Below are 21,166 nucleotides of genomic sequence, written 5' to 3'. Positions count from 1 at the left end.
TTAAAACAACAAACAATATGATACAAGTAGGAATTATAGGCGGTGCAGGATATACAGCTGGTGAGTTAGTAAGACTATTACTACAACACCCTGAAACTGCTATCAATTTTGTGTATAGTACCTCTAATGCTGGAAATAAAATAGCGAACATACATCAGGATTTAGTGGGTAGCACTGAACTAACATTCACCAATAAAATTAATAAGAACATAGATGTACTATTCTTATGCTTAGGACATGGAAACTCTAAAAAGTTTTTAGAAGCTCATACCTTTTCAGACCACACAAAGATTATTGATTTAGGGAATGATTTCAGATTAAAAGCTGATAACACTTTTCAAAGAAAAGAGTTTGTATACGGTTTACCTGAACTTCAAAAAACAGCGATACAAGGTGCTTCTTACATAGCAAATCCAGGGTGTTTTGCTACGGCTATTCAATTAGGATTGCTTCCATTAGCTAACACTGGTTTATTACAGAATGATGTACATATCAATGCGGTTACTGGCGCTACTGGTGCGGGAACTTCACTATCAGCAACTACTCATTTTACATGGAGAGATAACAATTTTTCTTACTACAAGCCTTTTACACATCAGCATTTAGGAGAAGTCAATCAAACTATACATACACTTCAATCAAGTTTTGATTCAGAAGTATTGTTTTTACCAAACAGAGGAAATTTTTCCAGAGGTATTTACGCTACGCAGTACACTTATTTTGAAGGAAGTTTAGAAGAAGCACAACAACTGTATTCAGGCTACTATAAGGAGGCTCTTTTTACACACGTAGCTGATAATGAATTACACTTAAAACAGGTAGTAAACACCAATAAGTGTTTAATTCATTTGCATAAACACGGAGATAAGCTCCTCATAACAAGCATTATTGATAATTTATTAAAAGGAGCTTCCGGACAAGCAGTCCAAAATATGAACTTAATGTTTGGTTTTAAAGAAGATACGGGGTTACAGTTAAAAGCAACTTATTTCTAACCCTCATAGAGGGATTAAACAAACCAAGATGAATGTCTTAATACAAAATATATAATCAAAGCTTTACAGATGAAAATAGCAATTATAGGAACAGGTAACTTAGGAAAATCAATCACTAAAGGATTGATACAAAACAAATCATTTTCTCAACTTTTCTTAACTAAAAGAAATATTGAAGAACTCAATGAATTTAAAGAAGTTCCCAACGTTTTCATTAGTTCTAATAACAAGGAAGCAATCACAGCGTCTGATGTATTAATTTTTGCTGTACAACCAACACATTTAGAAGCTCTTTTAAAAGAAACTGCTCCTCTATTATCAAGCAATCATAAGTTAATTTCTACAGTTGCTGGTTTCTCTATTCAAAAAATGGAAGCTCTTATTGGTTCAGATACTACTATTATCAGAGCCATGCCTAATACTGCTATTGCCGTTGGAAAATCGATGACTTGTCTTAGTGGTAATACTCAAAAGAAGGAAGATTTAAAAATAGCTACAACTATTTTTAATCAACTAGGAACTTCTATGATTATTCCTGAAGATCAAATGCAAGCAGCCACTGTAATATGTGCTAGTGGAATTGCTTTTTGGATGCGCTTAATACGGGCAACTACACAAGCCGCTATTCAGTTAGGTTTCGATGCAAAAGAAGCACAAGAACTCGCTATGCATACTAGTGAAGGTGCTGCCAACTTACTCATAGCTACAGGAAATCATCCTGAAGAAGAAATCGATAAAGTTACCACTCCAAAAGGCTGTACCATCGAAGGTTTGAATGAAATGGAACACAAAGGTTTAAGTGCTGCTTTAATACAGGGAATGGTTGCTTCATTCAACAAAATTAACACCATAAAAAAAGAAAACTAATGAGTTTATTTAACGTATATCCTCTATTTGATATAACCCCAGTAACCGCCAACAATGTATATGTATACAACGATAAAGGCACAGAATATTTAGATTTATATGGCGGACATGCCGTAATTTCTATCGGGCACTCACACCCTGCCTATGTTAAAAACATTAGTGAACAAGTGAGCAAACTAGGCTTTTATAGCAACGCGATTCAGAATCCGTTACAGGTTGAATTGGCTGACCAACTAGAAAACATATCGGGTTGTAAAGACTATCAGTTATTCTTATGTAACTCAGGATCCGAAGCCAATGAAAATGCCTTAAAACTAGCTTCTTTTCATACAGATAAGCAAAAGGTAATTGCCTTTAAGAATTCGTTTCACGGACGAACTTCTGCGGCGGTAGCCGCTACAGATAATCCAAAAATTGTGGCTCCTATCAATGCACAGCAAGAAGTAATTTTCTTAGAATTTGAAGACTTGGAAGGTGTTGAAAAGGCTTTAAAGAACAATGATGTTTGTGCCATTATTATTGAAACCATTCAAGGTATTGGTGGATTAGACGAAGCATCAACTACTTTTTACCAAGGGTTAGAAAAACTATGCAAGCAATACAACACGCTATTAATTGCTGATGAAATTCAGTGTGGTTTTGGTAGAACGGGTGATTTCTTTGCTTTTCAAAAACACGGCATTACTCCGCATATTATTTCCATGGCTAAAGGAATGGGAAACGGATTCCCTGTTGGGGGAATCTTAATTCATCCAAGCATCAAAGCTTCTTACGGTTTGTTGGGGACTACCTTTGGCGGTAATCACTTAGCCTGTGCTGCTTCCTTAGCTGTTCTTGAAACCATCCAAAAAGAACAATTGATGGAAAATGTACAGCAGATTTCAGATTACTTTATTGAAAAAGCTACATCAATTCCACAAATAACAACTGTAAAAGGAAGAGGCTTGATGTTAGGTTTGGAATTCGATTTTCCTATTGCTGAGCTAAGAAAGAACCTAATATTCAAACATCACATTTTCACAGGGAGCGCTAAGAACCCTAACTTATTAAGAATCCTTCCACCATTAACCATTCAAAAACAACATATCGATATGTTTTTTGAGTCTTTAAAAAAGGAACTGTCATGAAGAAATACACCAGCCTAAAAGACATTGAAAACCTTTCAGAAACTATTCAAAAGGCAATTCAATTAAAAGAAAGTCCCTATCAGTTTGCTGATTTGGGAAAACACAAAACCTTAGTCATGCTGTTCTTTAATGCTAGTTTACGTACAAGATTAAGTACCGAAAAAGCGGCTAAAAACTTAGGTATGGAAGTAAGTGTGTTAAACATTACCAATGCTTGGAATATGGAGTTTGAAGACGGTACTGTAATGAATTTAAGTACTTCAGAACATATTAAAGAGGCTGCCATGGTAATTTCTCAGTATGCTGATATCATTGCGGTAAGAGCTTTTCCTACGTTGAAAGACAAAGAAAAAGATACCTCTGAAATTGTACTAAACAGTTTTGTAAAATATGCTACGGTTCCTGTTATCAATATGGAAAGCGCTACTGACCATCCGTTACAAGCTTTGGCAGATGCAATTACGATTACGGAAACTAAAAAAACTGATAATCCTAAAGTTGTGTTGTCTTGGGCTCCACACCCCAAAGCATTACCACACTCAGTTGCCAATGCTTTTGTACACCTCATGCACAACATGGAGGTAGAATTTGTTATAACGCATCCCGAAGGTTATGAGCTAGATCCAGAAATTACTCAAGAGTTTCCTATCGAATACGATCAAGAGAAAGCTTTTGAAAATGCCGACTTTATCTATGCTAAAAACTGGAGTTCTTCTAATGAATATGGTAAAATACTAAATGAAGACCCCAACTGGATGATTACTCAGGAAAAAATAGGCGCTGCTAAATTTATGCACTGCTTACCTATCAGAAGAAATGTGGTAGCGGAAGATGCTGTTTTAGATGGTGAAAATTCTCTTGTGATTGAACAAGCCAACAACAGAACCTTTGCAGCACAGATAGTATTAAAAGAGATTTTAAATCATTTAAGTTGAATTTAAATTTTGACTTGTCAGTTCGAGTGTCGACCGCAGGGAGATGTATCGAGAACTACTTGAAAACGTCTCGATACAATTTTTCTCCCTTTCAGTACTAAAAATCACTCGACGTGACATTTAATGAAAAGAGAATTAAAATATGAAAACTGTCTGTAAAAAAAATAATGAATGAAAAAGCGGAAGTGCTAAGCGTAGCTTTAAGCATGAAGCTTTGAAAATGAGTGGTGCGTAGCAATTTTCTCTTTACTGACTTGATTTTTTGGTTCGTTTTTTATCAAGAAAAAATGAACAATAAATTAAACTTAAAACTAAAAATGAAAACTATAAAGATTGTAAAAATAGGTGGAAACATCATTAATGATGAGAAAGCCTTACATAGTTTCTTAGCTGATTTCGCTCAACTAAAAGGTCCGAAAGTATTAGTTCATGGTGGAGGTAAACTAGCTTCTGAATTGGCTAAACAGTTGAATATTCCTGTGACGATGATTGATGGCAGACGTGTAACCGATACGCAAACTTTAGATTTGATTACTATGGTATATGCAGGTAAAATCAACAAGCAAATTGTTGCGCAGTTACAAGCAAACAATGCAAATGCTGTGGGATTTACAGGGGCTGACGGAAACACCATTATATCAACCAAACGTCCTGCTGAACCTATAGATTACGGATTTGCAGGCGACGTTGTTACCGTAAATCCGCAAGTACTAACCGTATTAATTAATAATGAAGTAACTCCAGTATTTTGTGCAATTACGCACGATGCTAACGGACAATTACTCAATACCAATGCCGATACTATTGCTGCTGAATTGGCTATAGGATTATCCACTGATTTTAATACAGAATTGTACTACTGTTTTGAAAAACCAGGAGTGCTAAGTGATGTAACCGATGACAACTCTATTATCGAACAAATCACTTCAGAATCCTACGCGCAATTAAAAGCTGACGGAGTCATATTTGAAGGAATGCTTCCTAAGTTAGACAATTGCTTTCATGCCCTAAAAAACAATGTTCAAAAAGTACACATAGGCAATACAACTATGCTATTTAACTCAAAAAACAAACACACCTCATTACAACTATCATGATACAAAGACTTACCACAAAAGCCATCAACCTATTAAAAAACCTGATAGAAACACCTTCTTTTTCTTCGGAAGAAGATGCTACAGCCCTACTGCTAGAAAACTGGTTTAAAGAGTTTGATATTCCATACACTAGAACTCAGAACAACGTGTGGTCGGTAAACAAACATTTTGATGCTAACAAACCTACGTTATTACTCAACTCGCATCACGATACCGTAAAACCTAATAACGGCTATACCAAAGATCCTTTTAAAGCTATTGTAGAAGATGGCAAACTCTACGGGTTAGGAAGTAATGATGCTGGTGGATGTTTAGTTTCGTTGTTGGCGACCTACACCCATTTCTACCAGAAAGAAAACTTGACTTATAACCTTGTCTTTGCAGGAACTGCCGAGGAAGAAAGCAGTGGTCCTAACGGTTTAAACGGATTACTAAAAACCTTACCAAAGATTGATGTAGCCATCGTAGGAGAGCCTACTTTAATGAATTTAGCTATTGCTGAAAAAGGCTTGGTCGTTTTTGATGCTGAGGTAAAAGGAACCCCAAGTCATGCCGCACACCCAAACCACGATAATGCTATTTATAACGCTATTGAAATATTACAGTGGTTTAAAGATGTTGAATTTGAAAAAACCTCGGAAACCTTGGGAGACGTAAAACTCACGGTAACACAAATCAATGCAGGGAAACAACACAATGCTGTCCCTTCCGAAGTAAAATTGGTAGTAGATGTTCGTGTAAACAATCAATATACCAATCAGGAAATCAGTGATTTTTTACAAGAACATGCACCTTGTAACATACAACCACGTAGCTTGAATTTGAATTCATCTTCTATTCCAAAAGAACATCCTTTGGTACAAGCAGGGTTGGCTTTAGGAAGAACAACCTATGGTTCTCCTACCCTATCTGACCAAGCTGTATTGAGTTGTCCGTCATTAAAATTAGGACCTGGAGACAGCACACGTTCACACACCGCTGATGAGTTTATTTATCTTCAAGAAATTGAGGAAGGAATTGAGTTGTATATAGAATTATTGAATAAAGTATTGTAGAAGAAAATAGAATAATGAGGCAAGAAACTAGATGCCTTTTTATATGTCAGTTCGAGTGATTTTTATTGAGTGATAACGAAGTAAGAATTGTATCGAGAACCATTCGAGTACTTCTCGATACAAAATTATTTTTATTTCATTTCAATAACTTTACTCGAAGTGACATTATAAATAACAAATAAAAAACTAGAAAAGAGATACAAGACATCTTTTTCTAAAGCAAATCGTCATTCCGACCAGAGGGAGGAATCTCATTAAAAAGAGTAACTCATAACCTTGAGACCTCTCACATACGTTCGAGGTGACAAACAAACAATGAGAATTTTGTTAGTTATAGTGTTTAACACTCAATACTAACCTCTCAATACTCAGTACTAATTAAAAAACATAAAAACATGAAACTTTGGGACAAAGGATTATCCATAGATAAAAAAATAGAACATTTCACGGTTGGAAATGACAGAGAAATAGACATACACATTGCTCCGTATGATTTGCACGCATCGTTAGCACATGCAAAAATGCTGGCTTCCATCTATATTATTACTTCGGAAGAATTAGCGCAAGTAACTGCTGGAATTACTGCGCTACAACAACAAGTGACAGACGGTACTTTTGTTATTGATGCTCAATTTGAAGATGTACATTCTAAAATTGAGTTTGAATTAACCAACATGTGCGGTGAAGTTGGTAAGAAAATTCATACCGCACGTTCAAGAAACGATCAGGTTTTAGTAGCGTTACAATTGTATTATAAAGACAATTTACAGTTGATTTCTGATAAAACGAAAACACTATTTAATACACTATTACAGTTAGCAGAGCAACACAAAATTAAACTATTACCAGGTTATACTCACTTACAAGTGGCAATGCCTTCCTCTTTCGGGTTATGGTTTTCTGCGTATGCTGAATTGCTAATTGACGATTTGTACATGGTAGATGCTGCACTAAAAACGGTAGATCAAAATCCGTTAGGTTCAGCAGCTGGATATGGTAGTTCGTTCCCTATTGATAGAGAATTCACCACTAAAGAACTTGGGTTTGAAACCTTAAAATACAATGTGGTTGCTGCACAAATGAGTAGAGGAAAAAGTGAGCGTACTCTTACCATGGCATTGGGAAGTGTAAGTAACACCTTAGCTCGTTTTGCGATGGATATCTGCTTATATATGAGTCAGAATTTTGGTTTTATTTCTTTTCCTGATGAATTAACTACAGGTAGTAGCATTATGCCACATAAAAAGAATCCTGATGTATTTGAGTTGATTAGAGGTAAATGCAATAAAATCCAAGCGTTGTATACCGAAACTTTGTTAATCACCAACAATTTACCAAGTGGATATCATAGAGATTATCAGTTATTAAAAGAAAATATCATCAATGCTTTTGAGGAGCTAAAAGATGTGTTAGATATTTTTGACTATGCTATTCAGCAAATTATTGTAAAAGATATTGACTTACAGGATGAGAAATACAAATATCTATTTACAGTAGACAATATGAATACCTTGGTTGAAAACGGTATGAGTTTTAGAGAGGCTTACCAAAAAATTGGTGGTGAAGTTGTCAATGGTACATATACACCCGATACTTCTAAAAAACATACACATGTGGGTAGTATTGATAATTTGTGTTTGGGTAAGATACGAGAGAAGCTTGGTTAGTGGTAAATACTAAAAAAAGTCGTCATTACGAGGAGGATACGACGAAGTAATCTGTAAGTAGTTAACTCAAAACTTAGAGATTGCTTCGTTTTAGCCTGTCTTGAGCAACAGTCGAAAGGCTCGCAATGACGATACTTAATTATAACAATTACATCTCTAATCAGTCTATACTCTAACAGCGAAGCGGTCTTGTTTCTTGATTCTAATAAACAATCGTCATTCCGAACGAGGCACGAGGAGGAATCTTATTAAAAGGTGTAACTCATTGCCTTGAGACCTCTCACATAGGTTCGAGGTGACACCATGAAATTAGAATTTTGTTAGATTTTAATAGAACTCATAAAACTGTTATATAAAAAGAGGTTATTCTTAACAAATAACCTCTTTTTACTTTATTTCTTTACTGTTCTAGAGCCTATGGAGAACTTATATCCAAATTGAAACTGGTAAAAAGCCTCATCGCTTTCGCTTCCTTTGTAATTATAGGTTACTAACCTAGCAAAAATAGCTTGGTTTGGGTTTTTGTTAGGGTGATAAAACACTTCTGCTTGATTTTTTACTACGGGTACTTTAAAGTCTAAATCTATAGCACTAGACCCGTTATAGCTTTTATAATCAAACCAGTGAAGTCCTAATTTATAATTGAATCCGAAGTTGTTAAATCGTTTTGATGATAAGCTTATTCCTCCTCCATAACTCAATGCTTTTAGGTTTTCTACTCCTTGGGTGTCGTTTTGAACTCTTGTTAGATTATAGTCTATCGTACCAAAAAAGTTCATTTTCATAGGATAGTTTTTTTGATACACTTCAAAGAAGTTTACTTCTCCACCTACGGTTAAAAAGCGTTTTTCTACCAAGTCTAACGTATTTCCTATTACACCACCTGTTGCGGTAACTAAACCTTTGTCTTCTTCAAACTTAGCATAGTGTACATAAGGTGTTATTGATTTTAAAAATTCGTATTGCATTGAAGAACTAAAGATTTGCCTTGAAAAAGGAAATACATAAAACTTCGCACTTCCTTCTAACTGCACCAATCCGTTGTCAGACTCTCCAAAGAGTGCTAAAAAGTCGGTATAAGCACGTAGTTCTACTATTTTATCTAAGTAAGTATCTTGTTTTATTTGATAAGTTGCTGGGGCTGTTAAGTTGGTTTTGTTTCCATCAATATCTTCTTTAGGCAGTTCTAACGTTAAGTCGTGTGGTACGTAGTTGTTTCCTATTTTATACTTATACATGAGTACATCACTTAAACGAATACGAAGGTTTTCAAACTCTTTTTCATCAACATTGGTTGTTGGTTGTTTTTGTGAGTAAAAAAGGAAGTTTTCAGATGCCCAATACCCATATCGTAAAAAGCTTACCCCTACATAGTTTTCAAACAATAGTAAACTTCCCTTATATTCTACCAATACCTGAATATCAGCTAAGCTACCATCGCGTATTTCAATATCTATCTTTTTAAACTTGTATTTCTTTAATGGCAATCGTACAGGGTCACTTTTATTTATAGTGTCATTACTACTTTTCTTTTTATAAAAACAAAACTCCTGTCCTTCTTTAGGTATGGTAATATCTCCAAAATAGGCTTCTTGGTTTACTTGTTTTAATACCTGATTGAACACCTTTTTCTCTCTAGATGTCTTCTCAGCTCCGTTAATATCTTCACTAATAATTATATTTTCATTAAAATAACTATAGGTTACAGGTTCTTCTACCGTTTCTTCTTGTTCAGCTTCTTTGGCTATGGTTTCTCGTGTAGGTGGTTCTTTATAAGGAAACCAACTAGCTATTGAATCTGCAGGAATGTTGGTACACACGTTTTTATAGCTAGTAAACTTAGCATAGGTAAGGTTTAGTGAATCTATATACGCTTTTCTATCCTTAATTAAAGTACTAAGCTTGTCTAAGCTTTCTTGGGTAATCGACTTTTTGGTTTCTGCTATTTCTTGCTTCTTTTCTTCTAGTGTTTTGTTGTAGTTTTCGTAGGTACTACGCAACTTTTTTATTTCAAGTTCACAGTTAATAGTTTGTGTTTGTCCGTTAATGCATAGCACATAAAAAAAGAGTGCTAAGCAGGTGCTTAGAGTTTTCATAATGTTTAGTTAGTTTGGTTTGTTAGTTGTTGTTATACGCAGCTATACTCATTTTATGTTGATAGTACAACACGTTTTAAAATTCTGTATAACTGCATGTTAACAGTTTAAAAGTAGTAAAATATCGTTAGTAATAACAACTGTTATATTATTAAATGGTAATTATATGTGTAATAGCAGGTGTTTTGCGGAAATCCGCAATTTGAGTTGCGGAAAACCGTAAGAATGAATGAAATATACATTATAGTTTTATAAATTTAGGTGCATATATAAATGTACCTCAATTGCATAAGGTGTCTTACTTTAAATTACCCAAAAAAAGTTATATGATTAAAACAAGTATTGATAGTGATTTTTTGAATTTATTTCATCATATCATTGAAGATTATCAACTGGAAAACTCTAATAATCTTAACGTATTTACTCTCAAAATACAGAATAACAAGTTTGCATACAATGATCTAGTGAATTTACTTGGTGACAACCTATACTTTTTCGCTTTATCAAGGACTGAAATACAAAAACTTATAGATAATAATCAGTTCAATACTCTAATTAAAAGAACAAAAAATAAATTTAGAAATTACACTTCAAACGAGGGCGAACTTGGGGAAGTGATGTTATATTGCCTTCTCGAAGCACATCTTAAAGCTCCTAAAATACTGACAAAATTAGAGTTAAAAACAGCAAATAATGATTATGTAAAAGGAGCAGATGGTGTTCATTTATTAAAACTCAGTGATGAAGATTATCAACTCATATTTGGAGAATCTAAGTTAGATGCTGATCTAAAACAAGGCATATATGACGCCTTCGGCTCTATATCAAAACTATTAAAAGAAGATAGCAAAAAGTTAGAATTTGAGTTTGATTTGGTTAATAGTCAATTAGTAAAAGAGGTTTATGACAAACAACAATATGAAAAAATAAAGAATATTCTATTACCAAACTCAAAAAATGAAGAAACATACCTTGATTATTCATTTGGTATTTTCCTAGGTTTTGAAGCAAAAATAACAGACGAAGAAATGAAGCTTTCTAATTCTGAATTTAGAAAACAAATCAAAGAAAGAATAAAAAAGGAGGTTTTAAATGTTATTAGTTCTTTTAATTTTCAAATAAAAAAGGAAGAGTTTACAGGATATCAGTTTTACATTTATATAATTCCTTTTTCTGATTTAGCTGAAAAACGAAAAGAAATTATAAAAGACTTAACTGTATGACAATTATAGAAAAACTTACAGAAGACATTTTAAATAATGAATACTTTAATTCGCTTTTTAGAAAAAGTTCTTTACTATCTGCATACAGGCAGTTTAATATAATAAGTGATGTTATTTTTTCAGACAAAGAACTAAAAGATACATTAAGGTTTGCTGATATACTTTCAAACTCAAACAATTCAGTAGCTAGAAATAAAGCCTATCAAATTATTACATTTTTAAATACTAATTACTCTAACAACCCTATTTACAAAACTATTTCTAAAGCAGTATATTCTAAACTCGGAAATTTCCCTGCTATTAAATACCTTGAAGAGTATAATGAAAATAACTCTGAACTTCCTTTAAACAGGTTAATAGAAGTTGAGGCTAAATCACTCATACAACAAGTTCCTGGTAATAGTGACTTTACATTTACAGATGCTCAATTTGAATTATTTTCAAGTATGAGTAACTCTACTGAGTATAGTTTTTCAGCCCCAACATCAATGGGAAAATCATTTATTATAAAAGCCTTTATTAAAAAAATCATTAAAAATGTTCCTCCTGAAAACTTAGTTATAATTGTCCCTACTCGTGCATTAATAAACCAGTTTGCAATTGATTTGAAAGATGAATTGACTGAAGTATTGGAAGCTTATAAATACCGAATTGTTACAAACTCAAGTGTAAATGACTTAATAACTGAAGAACAACATAATTATATTTTTATACTTACTCCTGAGCGACTGATAAGTTATTTATCGCAAGAGAATAATCCTACAATAGGTTTTCTTTTTGTAGATGAAGCACACAAAATTGCAAGTAATAAGGATAGTCGAAGCGTTACCTCTTATACTGCAATTGAAAAGGCATTAAAAAAATATGGTAATATTAAATTATATTTTGCTTCACCTAATGTATCTAACCCTGAAATATTTTTGGATTTATTTAATAGAAATAGTAAAGGAAATTCTTACAAAACAAATGAATCTCCTGTTTCTCAGAATCTTTTTTTTATAGATTTATTAAACAATAAAATTGACTACATTACAGAAAATAACAATGTGGAAATGGAATCTAAAGATTTCTTTTCTACGACTAATTCCATTGATGATTTAATAAAGAATCTTGGCCGAGAAAAAAACAATCTGATTTACTGTAATAGTAAGAATCGAACAATCAACTATGCTTTTAACTTTTCAAAATCATTAACCAAGACACCCGTTATTGAACAAAGCGATGACATAAAAAATACAATTAGGCAAATTAAGGAGTATATACATCCTGACTACTATTTAGCAAACCTGTTAGAGTATAAAATAGCTTATCATTATGGAAAATTGCCACAGTTGATTAGAAATTCAGTCGAGGAACTTTATCAAAATGGTGATGTTACAAATGTTTTTTGCACTTCTACTCTTCTTGAAGGTGTAAATATGCCAACACAAAATATTTTTATTCTCGATAATAAAAATGGTCGCCCAGAGTTAGAACCAATTGATTTTTGGAATTTGTCAGGAAGAGCAGGAAGATTGTCAAAAGAACTTTATGGAAATATTTATTGTATTCAGCATTCAGATTGTGAGTGGGGTAATAAAGAGATTTTGCATAAAAATGATATTGAGTTAAAACCTACTGTTTTGAATAAAATTGATAGAAATATCAAAAAGATAGAGAAGGTTCTTAATGAACAGGATATTTCAGGCACAAAAACAGAAAAGGAAATTTTGCAATATATCGCAAATATTATTAGTGTTGACACAATGGAGCTCGAAGGTAGTAGAGAACCAAGCCCATTACTTAAAAGACTAATTGAAAAGAACAAAGAAGCTATAATAGAATTGGCAAAATCAAATGTCAAGGATTTTACAATTCCAGTTTCAATTCTCAATTCAAATCAGTCAATCAATCTGTCAGTACAGAATAAAGTTTATAATGAATTATTGAAGCAACATAAACTTGGGAAAAACATAAAACTTCCTGCAATTAATCAGAAACCTTATCAGATTTGCAAAGATGTTTTAAACTATATGTTTGATTTATACGAATGGCAAAATGCTGAAAAAAAATTAAATAATGCTAATAGTTTATCTTACTATGCTACAATAATGACACAGTGGGTAAAAGGATTTAGTTTAAGTCAAATAATTCAACAATCGATTGACTACCATACTAATAAAAACAAGAAAATCATTCTAGACTATAATTTTGACAATAAAATTATATTTAATCCAAAAGACAAAAAACATGTTAACCATGTGATTGAAAATGTTATCGAGGATATAGAATATGTTTTACGTTTTTTGTTAGAAAAGTATTTTAACCACTACCACAATATTGTCGCAAAATTGATTGGAGAAGAAAATGCAGGAGAAAACTGGGCTACTCTACTTGAATATGGAACCCAAAACAGAATCGTAATAGCGCTACAAAATATTGGGATTTCAAGACATACAGCAATTAAAGTTTATAAGAAATGTAGAAATTCTGGTTTAATTATTAGAGACAATAAACTTGAAAGAATTGACAAACAACTTGTATTATCAAAATTTGGAAAAAATACTATGGAATATGATGAGTTGACAAAAATAATATAATTCTATAAGGCTTTGAGTAGCTCTACAAGTTATATAAAACCAAGAAAACTTACTTTATAAAATAAAAAACGCGGATTCCATATCCGCATTTTCTTTTCCCGTACCTCCCCTATACTTCCTAAAACGTTAAAAAACTCATAAAGTCAGAGAGTTAAAACGAAAAACAACTACTTTAGTATCAGCTATAAAAATTGTTTGTAAAAAGTAAATTGCTATCCCTTATTACTATTATATCACATTCAATTTTACAACATCTTTACGAAGTTAATGCTATAAAAGTACGCTTGTACCTGACTGTTTGGTGATGAATAACACCAAGGTTAGTAAATGGTTTTGCATGTATTGGTTATTGCTCCAGTATGCTAGCTGTTACTACCCAAAAAAGGATTCAAAAGGAAAAGTAAATAATTTAAAAATCAATATGATGAAGTACTATTTAAATGAAAACAAGTTAACCGATGAAACCAACTACTCAGCACGCATATTAACAGAGCGTACTATTAATCAAGACGAGTTGATTGATAAAATGTTGAGCAAACGTAACCTAGTAAGTAAAACCGATATTGTGGCGGTGCTTAATTCTTACTATGAAGAAATTATCGAGTCGATAGAAGAAGGCGATAACATTAATCTACCTTTACTAAATATTGGCTACTCTATTTCTGGGGTTTTTGATACCGAGGAAGATGGTTTTAATCCTGATACCCATAAACTACATGTAAACCTTAATAGTGGAAAGTTAATCAACGAAATTAAAGACGATATTCCGCTACAAAAAGTAACTGCACCTATTACCAACACAGTTATTACTAATTTAAAAGATATTACCACGGCAACTACGAATACCACCTTATCTGCTAACGGATTGTTTGAGCTAAATGGTTTGCGTTTAAAAGTTGCGGGTGATTTACCCGAGGTTGGTTTGTATTTTGTTGCCGAAGACGGTACCGAAACCAAAGTGTCTTATTTGGCACAAAACAGCTATAAGAAAATTATTGGTCAAGTTCCAGCCCTTACTGCGGGTAATTACCGTGTTAGAATTAAAACGCAAGCTACTTCTAAATTAGATCGCTTCTTAAAGGAGCTTAAGGTATCTGAATCTACATTTAGCCTTACTGTATCGTAACACACGATACTACTGTCCGTTGACATCAGACAGTACTATCCTGTGACTTCAGACACTACTGTCTGAAGGTTAAGACAAAAACTATATTTTATAATCTGTACGAGCTATATGCTCGTACTTTTTTATGTTATATACTCTTTTTGCTATGGTTTTTAATGGGTATGAGGTGTTTACTAGTATAACTAACAAAATTCTCAATGTTTTATATGGTGTTTTATCGCTCTTCGTTATGATGGTTCTTTTAGAGCCAGGAGAATAGACCGCTTTGCTGTTAGAGTAAAGACTTATTTATAGGTCTTTGTTCGATATTCTTTTTATCATCTAGTGTCACTTCGAGTAAAATTATTGAAATGAAATAAAAATAATTTTGTATCGAGAAGTTTTCTAATAGTTCTCGATACTATTTTTACTTCGTTATCACTCAATAAAAATCACTCGAACTGACAGTGATTACAATAAAAGAATAAGGGTAACTCTTTTGAGTGAGATTTAGCTACGCTGAACCTTACGGTTTCTCACTACCGTTCGGAATGACGGTTTGCTGTTTGTTAACGTCATTGCGAGCCTTTCGATTTAAGTTTATCTTTAGCGAAGTCGAAAGGCTCAAGACAGGCTAAAGCGAAGTAATCTCTATGTTTTGAGTTCTAAATAAACAGATTACTTCGTCGTATCCTCCTCGTAATGAGGATAAAAAGGAGTTTTATATTCTTTTTCTTGATAAAAAGAAACAAAAATCAAGACGTACAATAAAATCGTAAGAAAATACTACAACACCTACCCCTGATAAAAAGAACTCGCTACCGCTCAAACAGCTTTTTATCTTACATCCATCGCTGCTGTCTTGATTTTCAAAGATTTTCTTGAAGGTCATAAAACATATAGTCATTATGAATTAAGCGAGGTAATCTTTTTGTTTGGGTTTCTAAATAAACAGACTCCTCATACCGCGTTCGTAGTAACAATAAAAAGGTACGGTATAGTATCAATCACCTTATTATTTTCTGTATATACAACTAAATTACCTCCGAAACTATTTAACTCTGGTATGTTAAAGTATCCCTTTTCATCTGTTAAACTAAAAGTTTTAAGGGTGTCGTCTTCTACTACTTTTAAGTTTCTTAAAGGCTTTTTCTCTTTACTATAAATATAACCGTGGTAATAGTCTATCTTTTTCTTACAAGAAAGTAAAAACAACAAGAGAGTAAATAAAAATAACTTTTTCATTATAATTTTAGTCTTCTAAAGGAAGTATTGCTTTCTTCTTTAAAGTTATAGTATCTACTTTTTTATTTAGAAATGTGTACCCTACTACTTCACCACTATGAGTCCAAACCGTTCTTACTATCTTAGTTTTATAGCCTTTTTGGGAAAAGGATAATTTAGAGATAAAGTTGATGTCTTTTTTTAATTTGAAACATCCTTTTGAATCAGATAATGTTGAATTATTAAAGTCTAACTCTTTTACTTCTACATTTGGTAAAGGTCTATTGTTTTCATCTAAAATAACCCCGTGATAAAAAAGTCTTTTCTCTTTACAGGATAATAATAAAGCCATGAAAAATATGAATAGAAGTTTTCTCATTTTATTCTTTCCTCTTCATAAATAAAGTGTCTTTTCTATGAACGAATAACGATTTATCTCCTCTTCTGTTCGCTGTATAAGGAGAAATAGTATCTGAGATATAACCTTCTTTAACAAAAATTAATTCACTAATAAAATCTGCTTTTCTGTTTAGATAAAAATAGCCATCACTTTTAGAATAGGTATACTGTGAATAAGATGAGCTTTCTATTATTTTTACTTTATTTATTGGCTCTTTGTTTTCATCTAATACATAGCCGTGATAACAATCACATAGCTCTTGTTTGCAAGAAACTGTTAAAAGTAATAATGTTAGTAATAATACGTTTTTCATTTTAGCTACATAACATGTCTAGAATACGTTTACTTTTCTAGTGGTTTTAGGAAGATTGAGTCGAATCTTATAGTGTCTTTTGTAAAACCATACCTACCTCTTTTCTCAATACTTCTTTTTTCATATCCTTTTTTTATTAAACTAAACTTAAAAAAGCCCATAGGAGCTTCACCTCCTATAGCCATTTTATCGTAGTAAGTTTTCATTGTTAAAAAGAAACTCCCGTTTACATCACTACTGGTTTCAGTAGAATAATCTTTTTTTTTACTGAATTCCAAGTTATTACATCAACACTATCTATTTTTTGTAGTGTTTCAGAGTTATATATATAACCCATGATAGGAGGTCTACTAACTCTTTTAACAAAACAGCTTGTTAATGTTACTATTATAAATATGAATACTACTTTTTTCATTTTATTCTTTCCTCTTCATAAATAAAGTGTCTGATTGTTCACGTAAAAACAAACGATAAAATGGAGGTGAATGTCTACCTCTTGATAAGAAAACGGTATCTGTTTTAAATCCTTTTTTACTAAATATTAGTTTATCTGCATAAGTTTGTGAAAATCGCTTTAATTTAAAATACCCTAAACTATCTGTTGTTGAAAACACGTTGTTAGGTTCAGAGTGTCCCTCAGTTATTACTACACCTTTGAGGGGTTTCTCTTTATAATAAACATACCCCTCAAAATACTCTTTTGTCCCTTCTGTACAAGAAGTAAACAATGTAATTAATACAACTAATAATACTTGCTTTCTCATTTTATTCTTTCTTCTTCATAAATAAAGTGTCTGATTGTTCACGTAAAAATAGTGTATATAGAGGTGGAGAGTTTCTACCTCTTAGTAGGTAAATGGTATCTGTTTTAAATCCTTTTTTACTAAATATTAGTTTATCTGCAAAAGTTTGTGAAAATCGCTTTAATTTAAAATACCCTAAACTATCTGTTGTTGAAAACACGTTATTAGGTTCAGAGTATCCTTCAGTTATCACTACACCTTTGAGAGGGATTTCTTTATAATAAACATACCCCTCAAAATACTCTTTTGTCCCTTCTGTACAAGAAGTAAACAATGTAATTAATACAACTAATAATATTTGCTTTCTCATTTTATTTTTAATTTAGTTAACCAAAGTAAACCCAAAACATCTTCTTTACTAGCTGTAATTCTATCAAAATCGTAATAATTGGGACCTCTATTGTAGTACTTCATTAAGTCTATTTCTCCTCTAAAAGGATAATTTTCTCCTCCTTCACTCACTGGTTTTGTGTTTGAATAGCCTGAACTTCCTTTATGTTTGTATGAATAATCTGTACTTCCTCCTCCTTTTTCTGCAAAAGCTTTTAATATAGTATGCCCCAATTCATGTGCCGCTGTGTATGAAAAATCTCTATCTATTTTTGATTTTTTCTTATAAAAATCCAATGGATTAAGATACCTCCATTCACTTTTTTTAAAAAATAACTTAGACTCATATTTATATATACTATTTACATAACCTACGTTATAATATATTGTTTCATTAAGAGGTACATAAGGAATGTATTCTGCCAAATTAGCAAAAAAAGAGGTTATAGTACTCACATTACCAGGATTGTTTGATCTTCCCCAAAATGAATTAGTATTGTATACTATATCTAAATCATCCATTGACTTGTCTGTAGTATTTACAGCATTTACATAAACTTCATAATTTTCTCCATTTACTTCTATATTTTTTCCCACAGTGTGGTTTTTATTTCTACTCCAATGATAATTTACCCCCTCTAAGGCTAACTCCTCTAAACTTTTAAAATCTCTCGTCTTTTTTCTTATTGGAAGCTTCCCTGAAATTAAATCTTTTTCTGGTATTTTGTCCCAAGGACATACTTTTTTTGAAGTTCTCAGACCTGGGTTAAGATGATCTACCTTTATTAATTCCTTACAGTCTTCTTCAGTGCCAATCGTTCCTCCATCTTTTAGGTTAACACGTAATGTAACATCTACTCTTTTTGAATTTTTATCAATCTTTACATCAACCCATTTTACCTCATCGTAACGCATACTAAAATCTAACTTTTTTCTACTGTAGTTATTTGAGCTATCTACGCCAATAGTATACAGATTTAAATTTTCGTATTGTGTTAGTTTAGCAGTGTCTAAAATTCCTCCGCTATCAAACCCATCCCATTTCCAAATGTGTTCTCCTTGTTTTAGTTTGTTAGCATCAGTTATTTTTTCTTCAAAAATCACCGAGCTTCCATCTCTAATTTGTAGCGTTAGTTCCTTGGCATTATTATCGGCTATTTGGTAAGTAAATTGTACAAAGCCTCTTTCACTATTTCCGCTGTAATCAGCAATTCCTAGGGGGACAAAACTTGGCATATTACGATAATTTTGGGGTTACACTAAAGTTTGTACCGTTACTAGAAACGGCACTACCATTATTGGTTACTTCTTTTTGTGCTCCAGAAAGTGTTTTCCTCCAATACGTAGAATATTCTAGCGAAGCGTTAGGCATTTTCACTCCTGCACATATAATAATTAATCGGTCTTTTATCGGTTGATCGTTTGTATTAGAAAATACTGTTTCGTATTTCTTTAGGTAACAATCAAAAAAAGTCATTGTTTTAGAGCCTCCTTTTAAATATGGGTAGTATATTTTTAACTCTAGTTGGTCTATAGCATTTTCTTTACAAGCCCATTCTTCAAAATCAGTATTACTACCAGATTCTATTTCTAATTCTAAACCTGCAAAGTTAGCGGAGCTTGTAGGTTGGTCAGAAGCATTAATGTTTCTATTAAAACCAAAGTTATAGGTTAGTACTTCTATCTCTCTGTTGTTAAACAACAGCATAGTTCTATATTTCATAGCTTTATTTTTAGTTATTTTTTTCTTGTTGAAGTAATCCTTAGCAATTTCAACGTATCAAACCTACAATTTTTCCATTTAAAAAGCTAGTATATTTTTCATTAAATCTCTTTGTACTAAGTAAATACGGAGCGTGTACTTTGTTTGTACTTATAAGGTACTTTTGTTAACACTGTTTTAGTATTCGATCTTTAACAAAAGACTACTTCGCTGTTAGACTATAGACTTTGGAGTAATGAGATAACCACGTCGCTATCGCTCCTCGTTATGACGGTTATTTTAGGGCAAAGAGAATAGACCGCTTCGCTGTTAGAGTTAAGACTTGTTTATAGGTCTTTGTTTTAGGCTCTTTGTTCTATATTCTTTTTATCATCTAGTGTCACTTTGAGTAAAATTATTGAAATGAAATAAAAATAATTTTGTATCGAGAAGTATTCTAATAGTTCTCGATACAATTTTTACTTTGCTATCACTCAATAAAAATCACTCGAACTGACAGTGATTACAAAAAAAGAATAAGGCTAACACTTTTTAGTGAGATTCCTCACTACCGTTCGGAATGACGGTATACTGTTCTATAGGGTTACGTCATTGCGAGTGATAACGAAGTAATCTCTAAGTTTAGAGTTACCTACAGATTCCTCATACCGCGTTCGTAATGACAGTATGTAAAAACATTTTCTAAATACTACTTACTTTACAAGTATATTTGCATACAATAAAAAGAAAATAGCATACTCTTTATTAAATGACACATCCTTTACGACAACATATTGAAGAAATTATTCCTCTTACCGATGAGGAATTTGCTTATATCCTAAGTTTTTTTCAGCCTGTTACTAAGCGTAAACATCAATACTTATTGCAAGAAGGTGAAACTGCCAATAAAGAGTATTGGGTGATAAAAGGTTGTGTAAAAAGTTATTTTATTGAAGATAGCGGTAAAGAACATATTTTACAGTTTGCTATGGAAAATTGGTGGATTACCGATTACGAGTCATTTGTAAAGCAACTACCGTCTAAAACAGCTATTGATTGCATTGAGGATTCTCAGCTACTATATATCACTTACGAAAACCGTGATAAACTTACTGCTACCATGCACAAAATGGAACGCTTTTGGGCTAAAAAGAGTAAAATGGGCAGAATAGCTCTTCAAAAAAGAATTGTATCGCTCTTACAAAATTCTGCAAAAGAACGATACGACCAACTTTTAGAACAATACCCTACCCTTTTTCAACGTGTTCCTAAAAAAATGATTGCTGCTTATTTAGGGGTTTCTAGAGAAACTCTTAGCAGACTTAACTCTTAATTTTAGTACTTCTTATTGTTTGTATGTGACATACATCACTTTAAAGGTGTGACATAGCTCCTGTGTAGAGTTGTGCATCCACCGCAACTTTGTAGCATAATTTTAAAACATATTATTATGCCTTTTGTAAACATTAAAGTTACCGACGAACAGGTAACTCAAGAACAAAAACGTCAACTTATTGAAGGAACTACACAGCTTTTAGTTGATGTGCTTCAGAAAAACCCTGCAACTACCCATATTGTTATTGAAGAAGTTCCTATGGGTAATTGGGGACATGATGGTAAACAATATTTAGGAACTAAAAAATAAGAC

Annotated in this window: 21 protein-coding genes; 12 read left to right on the top strand and 9 right to left on the bottom strand. The window is 32.5% G+C overall.

Going from position 1 to position 21,166, the window contains the following annotated elements; genetic code table 11:
* The first annotated feature begins 17 nt into the window (after nt 1-17).
* From argC to argH, 7 genes are all read left to right on the top strand, one after another.
* On the top strand, nt 18-995 hold the full coding sequence (gene argC, locus LCI24_RS12455) for an N-acetyl-gamma-glutamyl-phosphate reductase (protein WP_274640663.1): 978 nt from the start codon (nt 18-20) through the stop codon (nt 993-995).
* A gap of 69 nt (nt 996-1,064) precedes the next feature.
* Entirely contained in the window at nt 1,065-1,862 is a 798-nt protein-coding gene (gene proC / locus LCI24_RS12450; RefSeq protein ID WP_274640662.1) for a pyrroline-5-carboxylate reductase, read from the top strand.
* Complete coding sequence (locus LCI24_RS12445) at nt 1,862-2,989, top strand: aspartate aminotransferase family protein (protein ID WP_274640661.1); 1,128 nt, start codon at nt 1,862-1,864, stop codon at nt 2,987-2,989. Before proC ends, LCI24_RS12445 begins: the two co-directional genes overlap by 1 nt.
* Complete coding sequence (locus LCI24_RS12440; protein ID WP_274640660.1) at nt 2,986-3,924, top strand: Rossmann-fold NAD(P)-binding domain-containing protein; 939 nt, start codon at nt 2,986-2,988, stop codon at nt 3,922-3,924. The genes LCI24_RS12445 and LCI24_RS12440 overlap by 4 nt, the downstream gene beginning before the upstream one ends.
* 317 nt (nt 3,925-4,241) lie before the next feature.
* Nucleotides 4,242-5,021 (top strand): acetylglutamate kinase, encoded by a 780-nt coding sequence (gene argB, locus LCI24_RS12435; RefSeq protein WP_274640659.1) that lies wholly within the window; start codon nt 4,242-4,244, stop codon nt 5,019-5,021.
* Complete coding sequence (locus LCI24_RS12430; protein ID WP_274640658.1) at nt 5,018-6,076, top strand: M20 family metallo-hydrolase; 1,059 nt, start codon at nt 5,018-5,020, stop codon at nt 6,074-6,076. The genes argB and LCI24_RS12430 overlap by 4 nt, the downstream gene beginning before the upstream one ends.
* Before the next feature lie 395 nt (nt 6,077-6,471).
* Nucleotides 6,472-7,743 (top strand): argininosuccinate lyase, encoded by a 1,272-nt coding sequence (gene argH / locus LCI24_RS12425; RefSeq protein ID WP_274640657.1) that lies wholly within the window; start codon nt 6,472-6,474, stop codon nt 7,741-7,743.
* Nucleotides 7,744-8,135: 392 nt separating this feature from the next.
* Here the strand turns inward: argH and LCI24_RS12420 are convergent, their stop codons facing one another.
* The gene (locus LCI24_RS12420; RefSeq protein ID WP_274640656.1) at nt 8,136-9,839 is read right to left on the bottom strand and encodes a hypothetical protein; all 1,704 of its coding nucleotides are present in this window, start codon (nt 9,837-9,839) and stop codon (nt 8,136-8,138) included.
* Nucleotides 9,840-10,165: 326 nt separating this feature from the next.
* Here LCI24_RS12420 and LCI24_RS12415 point away from each other — a divergent pair, with 326 nt between their 5' ends.
* The 3 genes from LCI24_RS12415 to LCI24_RS12405 all read left to right on the top strand — a co-directional run bounded on the left by LCI24_RS12415 (nt 10,166) and on the right by LCI24_RS12405 (nt 14,767).
* Nucleotides 10,166-11,062, top strand: a complete 897-nt coding sequence (locus LCI24_RS12415; RefSeq protein ID WP_274640655.1) for a HamA C-terminal domain-containing protein — start codon at nt 10,166-10,168, stop codon at nt 11,060-11,062.
* The gene (locus LCI24_RS12410) at nt 11,059-13,641 is read left to right on the top strand and encodes a DEAD/DEAH box helicase (protein ID WP_274640654.1); all 2,583 of its coding nucleotides are present in this window, start codon (nt 11,059-11,061) and stop codon (nt 13,639-13,641) included. The genes LCI24_RS12415 and LCI24_RS12410 overlap by 4 nt, the downstream gene beginning before the upstream one ends.
* Before the next feature lie 337 nt (nt 13,642-13,978).
* Nucleotides 13,979-14,767, top strand: a complete 789-nt coding sequence (locus tag LCI24_RS12405; RefSeq protein WP_274640653.1) for an HU family DNA-binding protein — start codon at nt 13,979-13,981, stop codon at nt 14,765-14,767.
* 939 nt (nt 14,768-15,706) lie between these two features.
* Here the strand turns inward: LCI24_RS12405 and LCI24_RS12400 are convergent.
* The 8 genes from LCI24_RS12400 to tssD form a co-directional block, all read right to left on the bottom strand.
* Entirely contained in the window at nt 15,707-15,991 is a 285-nt protein-coding gene (locus tag LCI24_RS12400) for a hypothetical protein (RefSeq protein WP_274640652.1), read from the bottom strand.
* Between the two features lie 7 nt (nt 15,992-15,998).
* A complete protein-coding gene (locus tag LCI24_RS12395; RefSeq protein ID WP_274640651.1) occupies nt 15,999-16,349 on the bottom strand; it encodes a carboxypeptidase-like regulatory domain-containing protein in 351 nt (116 codons plus the stop codon).
* Between the two features lies 1 nt (nt 16,350).
* Nucleotides 16,351-16,683: a hypothetical protein gene (locus tag LCI24_RS12390; protein WP_047789060.1), complete on the bottom strand. Its 333-nt coding sequence runs from the start codon at nt 16,681-16,683 to the stop codon at nt 16,351-16,353.
* 29 nt (nt 16,684-16,712) lie between these two features.
* Entirely contained in the window at nt 16,713-16,889 is a 177-nt protein-coding gene (locus LCI24_RS12385; RefSeq protein ID WP_274640650.1) for a hypothetical protein, read from the bottom strand.
* 210 nt (nt 16,890-17,099) lie between these two features.
* Nucleotides 17,100-17,447, bottom strand: a complete 348-nt coding sequence (locus LCI24_RS12380) for a hypothetical protein (protein ID WP_274640649.1) — start codon at nt 17,445-17,447, stop codon at nt 17,100-17,102.
* 1 nt (nt 17,448) lies between these two features.
* A complete protein-coding gene (locus tag LCI24_RS12375; RefSeq protein ID WP_274640648.1) occupies nt 17,449-17,796 on the bottom strand; it encodes a hypothetical protein in 348 nt (115 codons plus the stop codon).
* Entirely contained in the window at nt 17,793-19,052 is a 1,260-nt protein-coding gene (locus tag LCI24_RS12370; RefSeq protein WP_274640647.1) for a hypothetical protein, read from the bottom strand. Before LCI24_RS12370 ends, LCI24_RS12375 begins: the two co-directional genes overlap by 4 nt.
* A gap of 1 nt (nt 19,053) precedes the next feature.
* Nucleotides 19,054-19,539, bottom strand: coding sequence for a type VI secretion system tube protein TssD (tssD, locus tag LCI24_RS12365; RefSeq protein ID WP_274640646.1), 486 nt, complete (start codon nt 19,537-19,539; stop codon nt 19,054-19,056).
* Between the two features lie 748 nt (nt 19,540-20,287).
* Between tssD and LCI24_RS12360 the strand changes: the two genes are divergently transcribed.
* Together LCI24_RS12360 and LCI24_RS12355 are read left to right on the top strand one after the other, a co-directional pair.
* The gene (locus tag LCI24_RS12360; protein ID WP_274640645.1) at nt 20,288-20,851 is read left to right on the top strand and encodes a Crp/Fnr family transcriptional regulator; all 564 of its coding nucleotides are present in this window, start codon (nt 20,288-20,290) and stop codon (nt 20,849-20,851) included.
* 117 nt (nt 20,852-20,968) lie between these two features.
* Nucleotides 20,969-21,163, top strand: coding sequence for a tautomerase family protein (locus LCI24_RS12355; protein ID WP_073183706.1), 195 nt, complete (start codon nt 20,969-20,971; stop codon nt 21,161-21,163).
* Nucleotides 21,164-21,166 lie beyond the last annotated feature (3 nt).

The organism is Tenacibaculum larymnensis (assembly GCF_028829235.1).
Taxonomy (GTDB): domain Bacteria; phylum Bacteroidota; class Bacteroidia; order Flavobacteriales; family Flavobacteriaceae; genus Polaribacter; species Polaribacter larymnensis.
The sequence above is the reverse complement of the archived record's forward strand: the minus strand, read 5'-3'. Positions and strand labels throughout refer to the sequence as shown.

What these genes read in the sequence shown, in the direction of transcription:
- LCI24_RS12390 (WP_047789060.1), bottom strand. Translation starts at nt 16,683, where the DNA reads ATGAAAAACGTATTATTACTAACATTATTACTTTTAACAGTTTCTTGC.
- tssD (WP_274640646.1), bottom strand. Translation starts at nt 19,539, where the DNA reads ATGAAATATAGAACTATGCTGTTGTTTAACAACAGAGAGATAGAAGTA.
- LCI24_RS12415 (WP_274640655.1), top strand. Translation starts at nt 10,166, where the DNA reads ATGATTAAAACAAGTATTGATAGTGATTTTTTGAATTTATTTCATCAT.
- LCI24_RS12380 (WP_274640649.1), bottom strand. Translation starts at nt 17,447, where the DNA reads ATGAGAAAGCAAGTATTATTAGTTGTATTAATTACATTGTTTACTTCT.
- LCI24_RS12400 (WP_274640652.1), bottom strand. Translation starts at nt 15,991, where the DNA reads ATGAAAAAGTTATTTTTATTTACTCTCTTGTTGTTTTTACTTTCTTGT.
- argH (WP_274640657.1), top strand. Translation starts at nt 6,472, where the DNA reads ATGAAACTTTGGGACAAAGGATTATCCATAGATAAAAAAATAGAACAT.
- LCI24_RS12445 (WP_274640661.1), top strand. Translation starts at nt 1,862, where the DNA reads ATGAGTTTATTTAACGTATATCCTCTATTTGATATAACCCCAGTAACC.
- LCI24_RS12410 (WP_274640654.1), top strand. Translation starts at nt 11,059, where the DNA reads ATGACAATTATAGAAAAACTTACAGAAGACATTTTAAATAATGAATAC.
- LCI24_RS12370 (WP_274640647.1), bottom strand. Translation starts at nt 19,052, where the DNA reads ATGCCAAGTTTTGTCCCCCTAGGAATTGCTGATTACAGCGGAAATAGT.
- LCI24_RS12405 (WP_274640653.1), top strand. Translation starts at nt 13,979, where the DNA reads ATGTATTGGTTATTGCTCCAGTATGCTAGCTGTTACTACCCAAAAAAG.
- LCI24_RS12395 (WP_274640651.1), bottom strand. Translation starts at nt 16,349, where the DNA reads ATGAGAAAACTTCTATTCATATTTTTCATGGCTTTATTATTATCCTGT.
- LCI24_RS12375 (WP_274640648.1), bottom strand. Translation starts at nt 17,796, where the DNA reads ATGAGAAAGCAAATATTATTAGTTGTATTAATTACATTGTTTACTTCT.
- LCI24_RS12430 (WP_274640658.1), top strand. Translation starts at nt 5,018, where the DNA reads ATGATACAAAGACTTACCACAAAAGCCATCAACCTATTAAAAAACCTG.
- argB (WP_274640659.1), top strand. Translation starts at nt 4,242, where the DNA reads ATGAAAACTATAAAGATTGTAAAAATAGGTGGAAACATCATTAATGAT.
- LCI24_RS12440 (WP_274640660.1), top strand. Translation starts at nt 2,986, where the DNA reads ATGAAGAAATACACCAGCCTAAAAGACATTGAAAACCTTTCAGAAACT.
- LCI24_RS12420 (WP_274640656.1), bottom strand. Translation starts at nt 9,839, where the DNA reads ATGAAAACTCTAAGCACCTGCTTAGCACTCTTTTTTTATGTGCTATGC.
- LCI24_RS12360 (WP_274640645.1), top strand. Translation starts at nt 20,288, where the DNA reads ATGACACATCCTTTACGACAACATATTGAAGAAATTATTCCTCTTACC.
- LCI24_RS12355 (WP_073183706.1), top strand. Translation starts at nt 20,969, where the DNA reads ATGCCTTTTGTAAACATTAAAGTTACCGACGAACAGGTAACTCAAGAA.
- LCI24_RS12385 (WP_274640650.1), bottom strand. Translation starts at nt 16,889, where the DNA reads ATGAAAACTTACTACGATAAAATGGCTATAGGAGGTGAAGCTCCTATG.
- proC (WP_274640662.1), top strand. Translation starts at nt 1,065, where the DNA reads ATGAAAATAGCAATTATAGGAACAGGTAACTTAGGAAAATCAATCACT.
- argC (WP_274640663.1), top strand. Translation starts at nt 18, where the DNA reads ATGATACAAGTAGGAATTATAGGCGGTGCAGGATATACAGCTGGTGAG.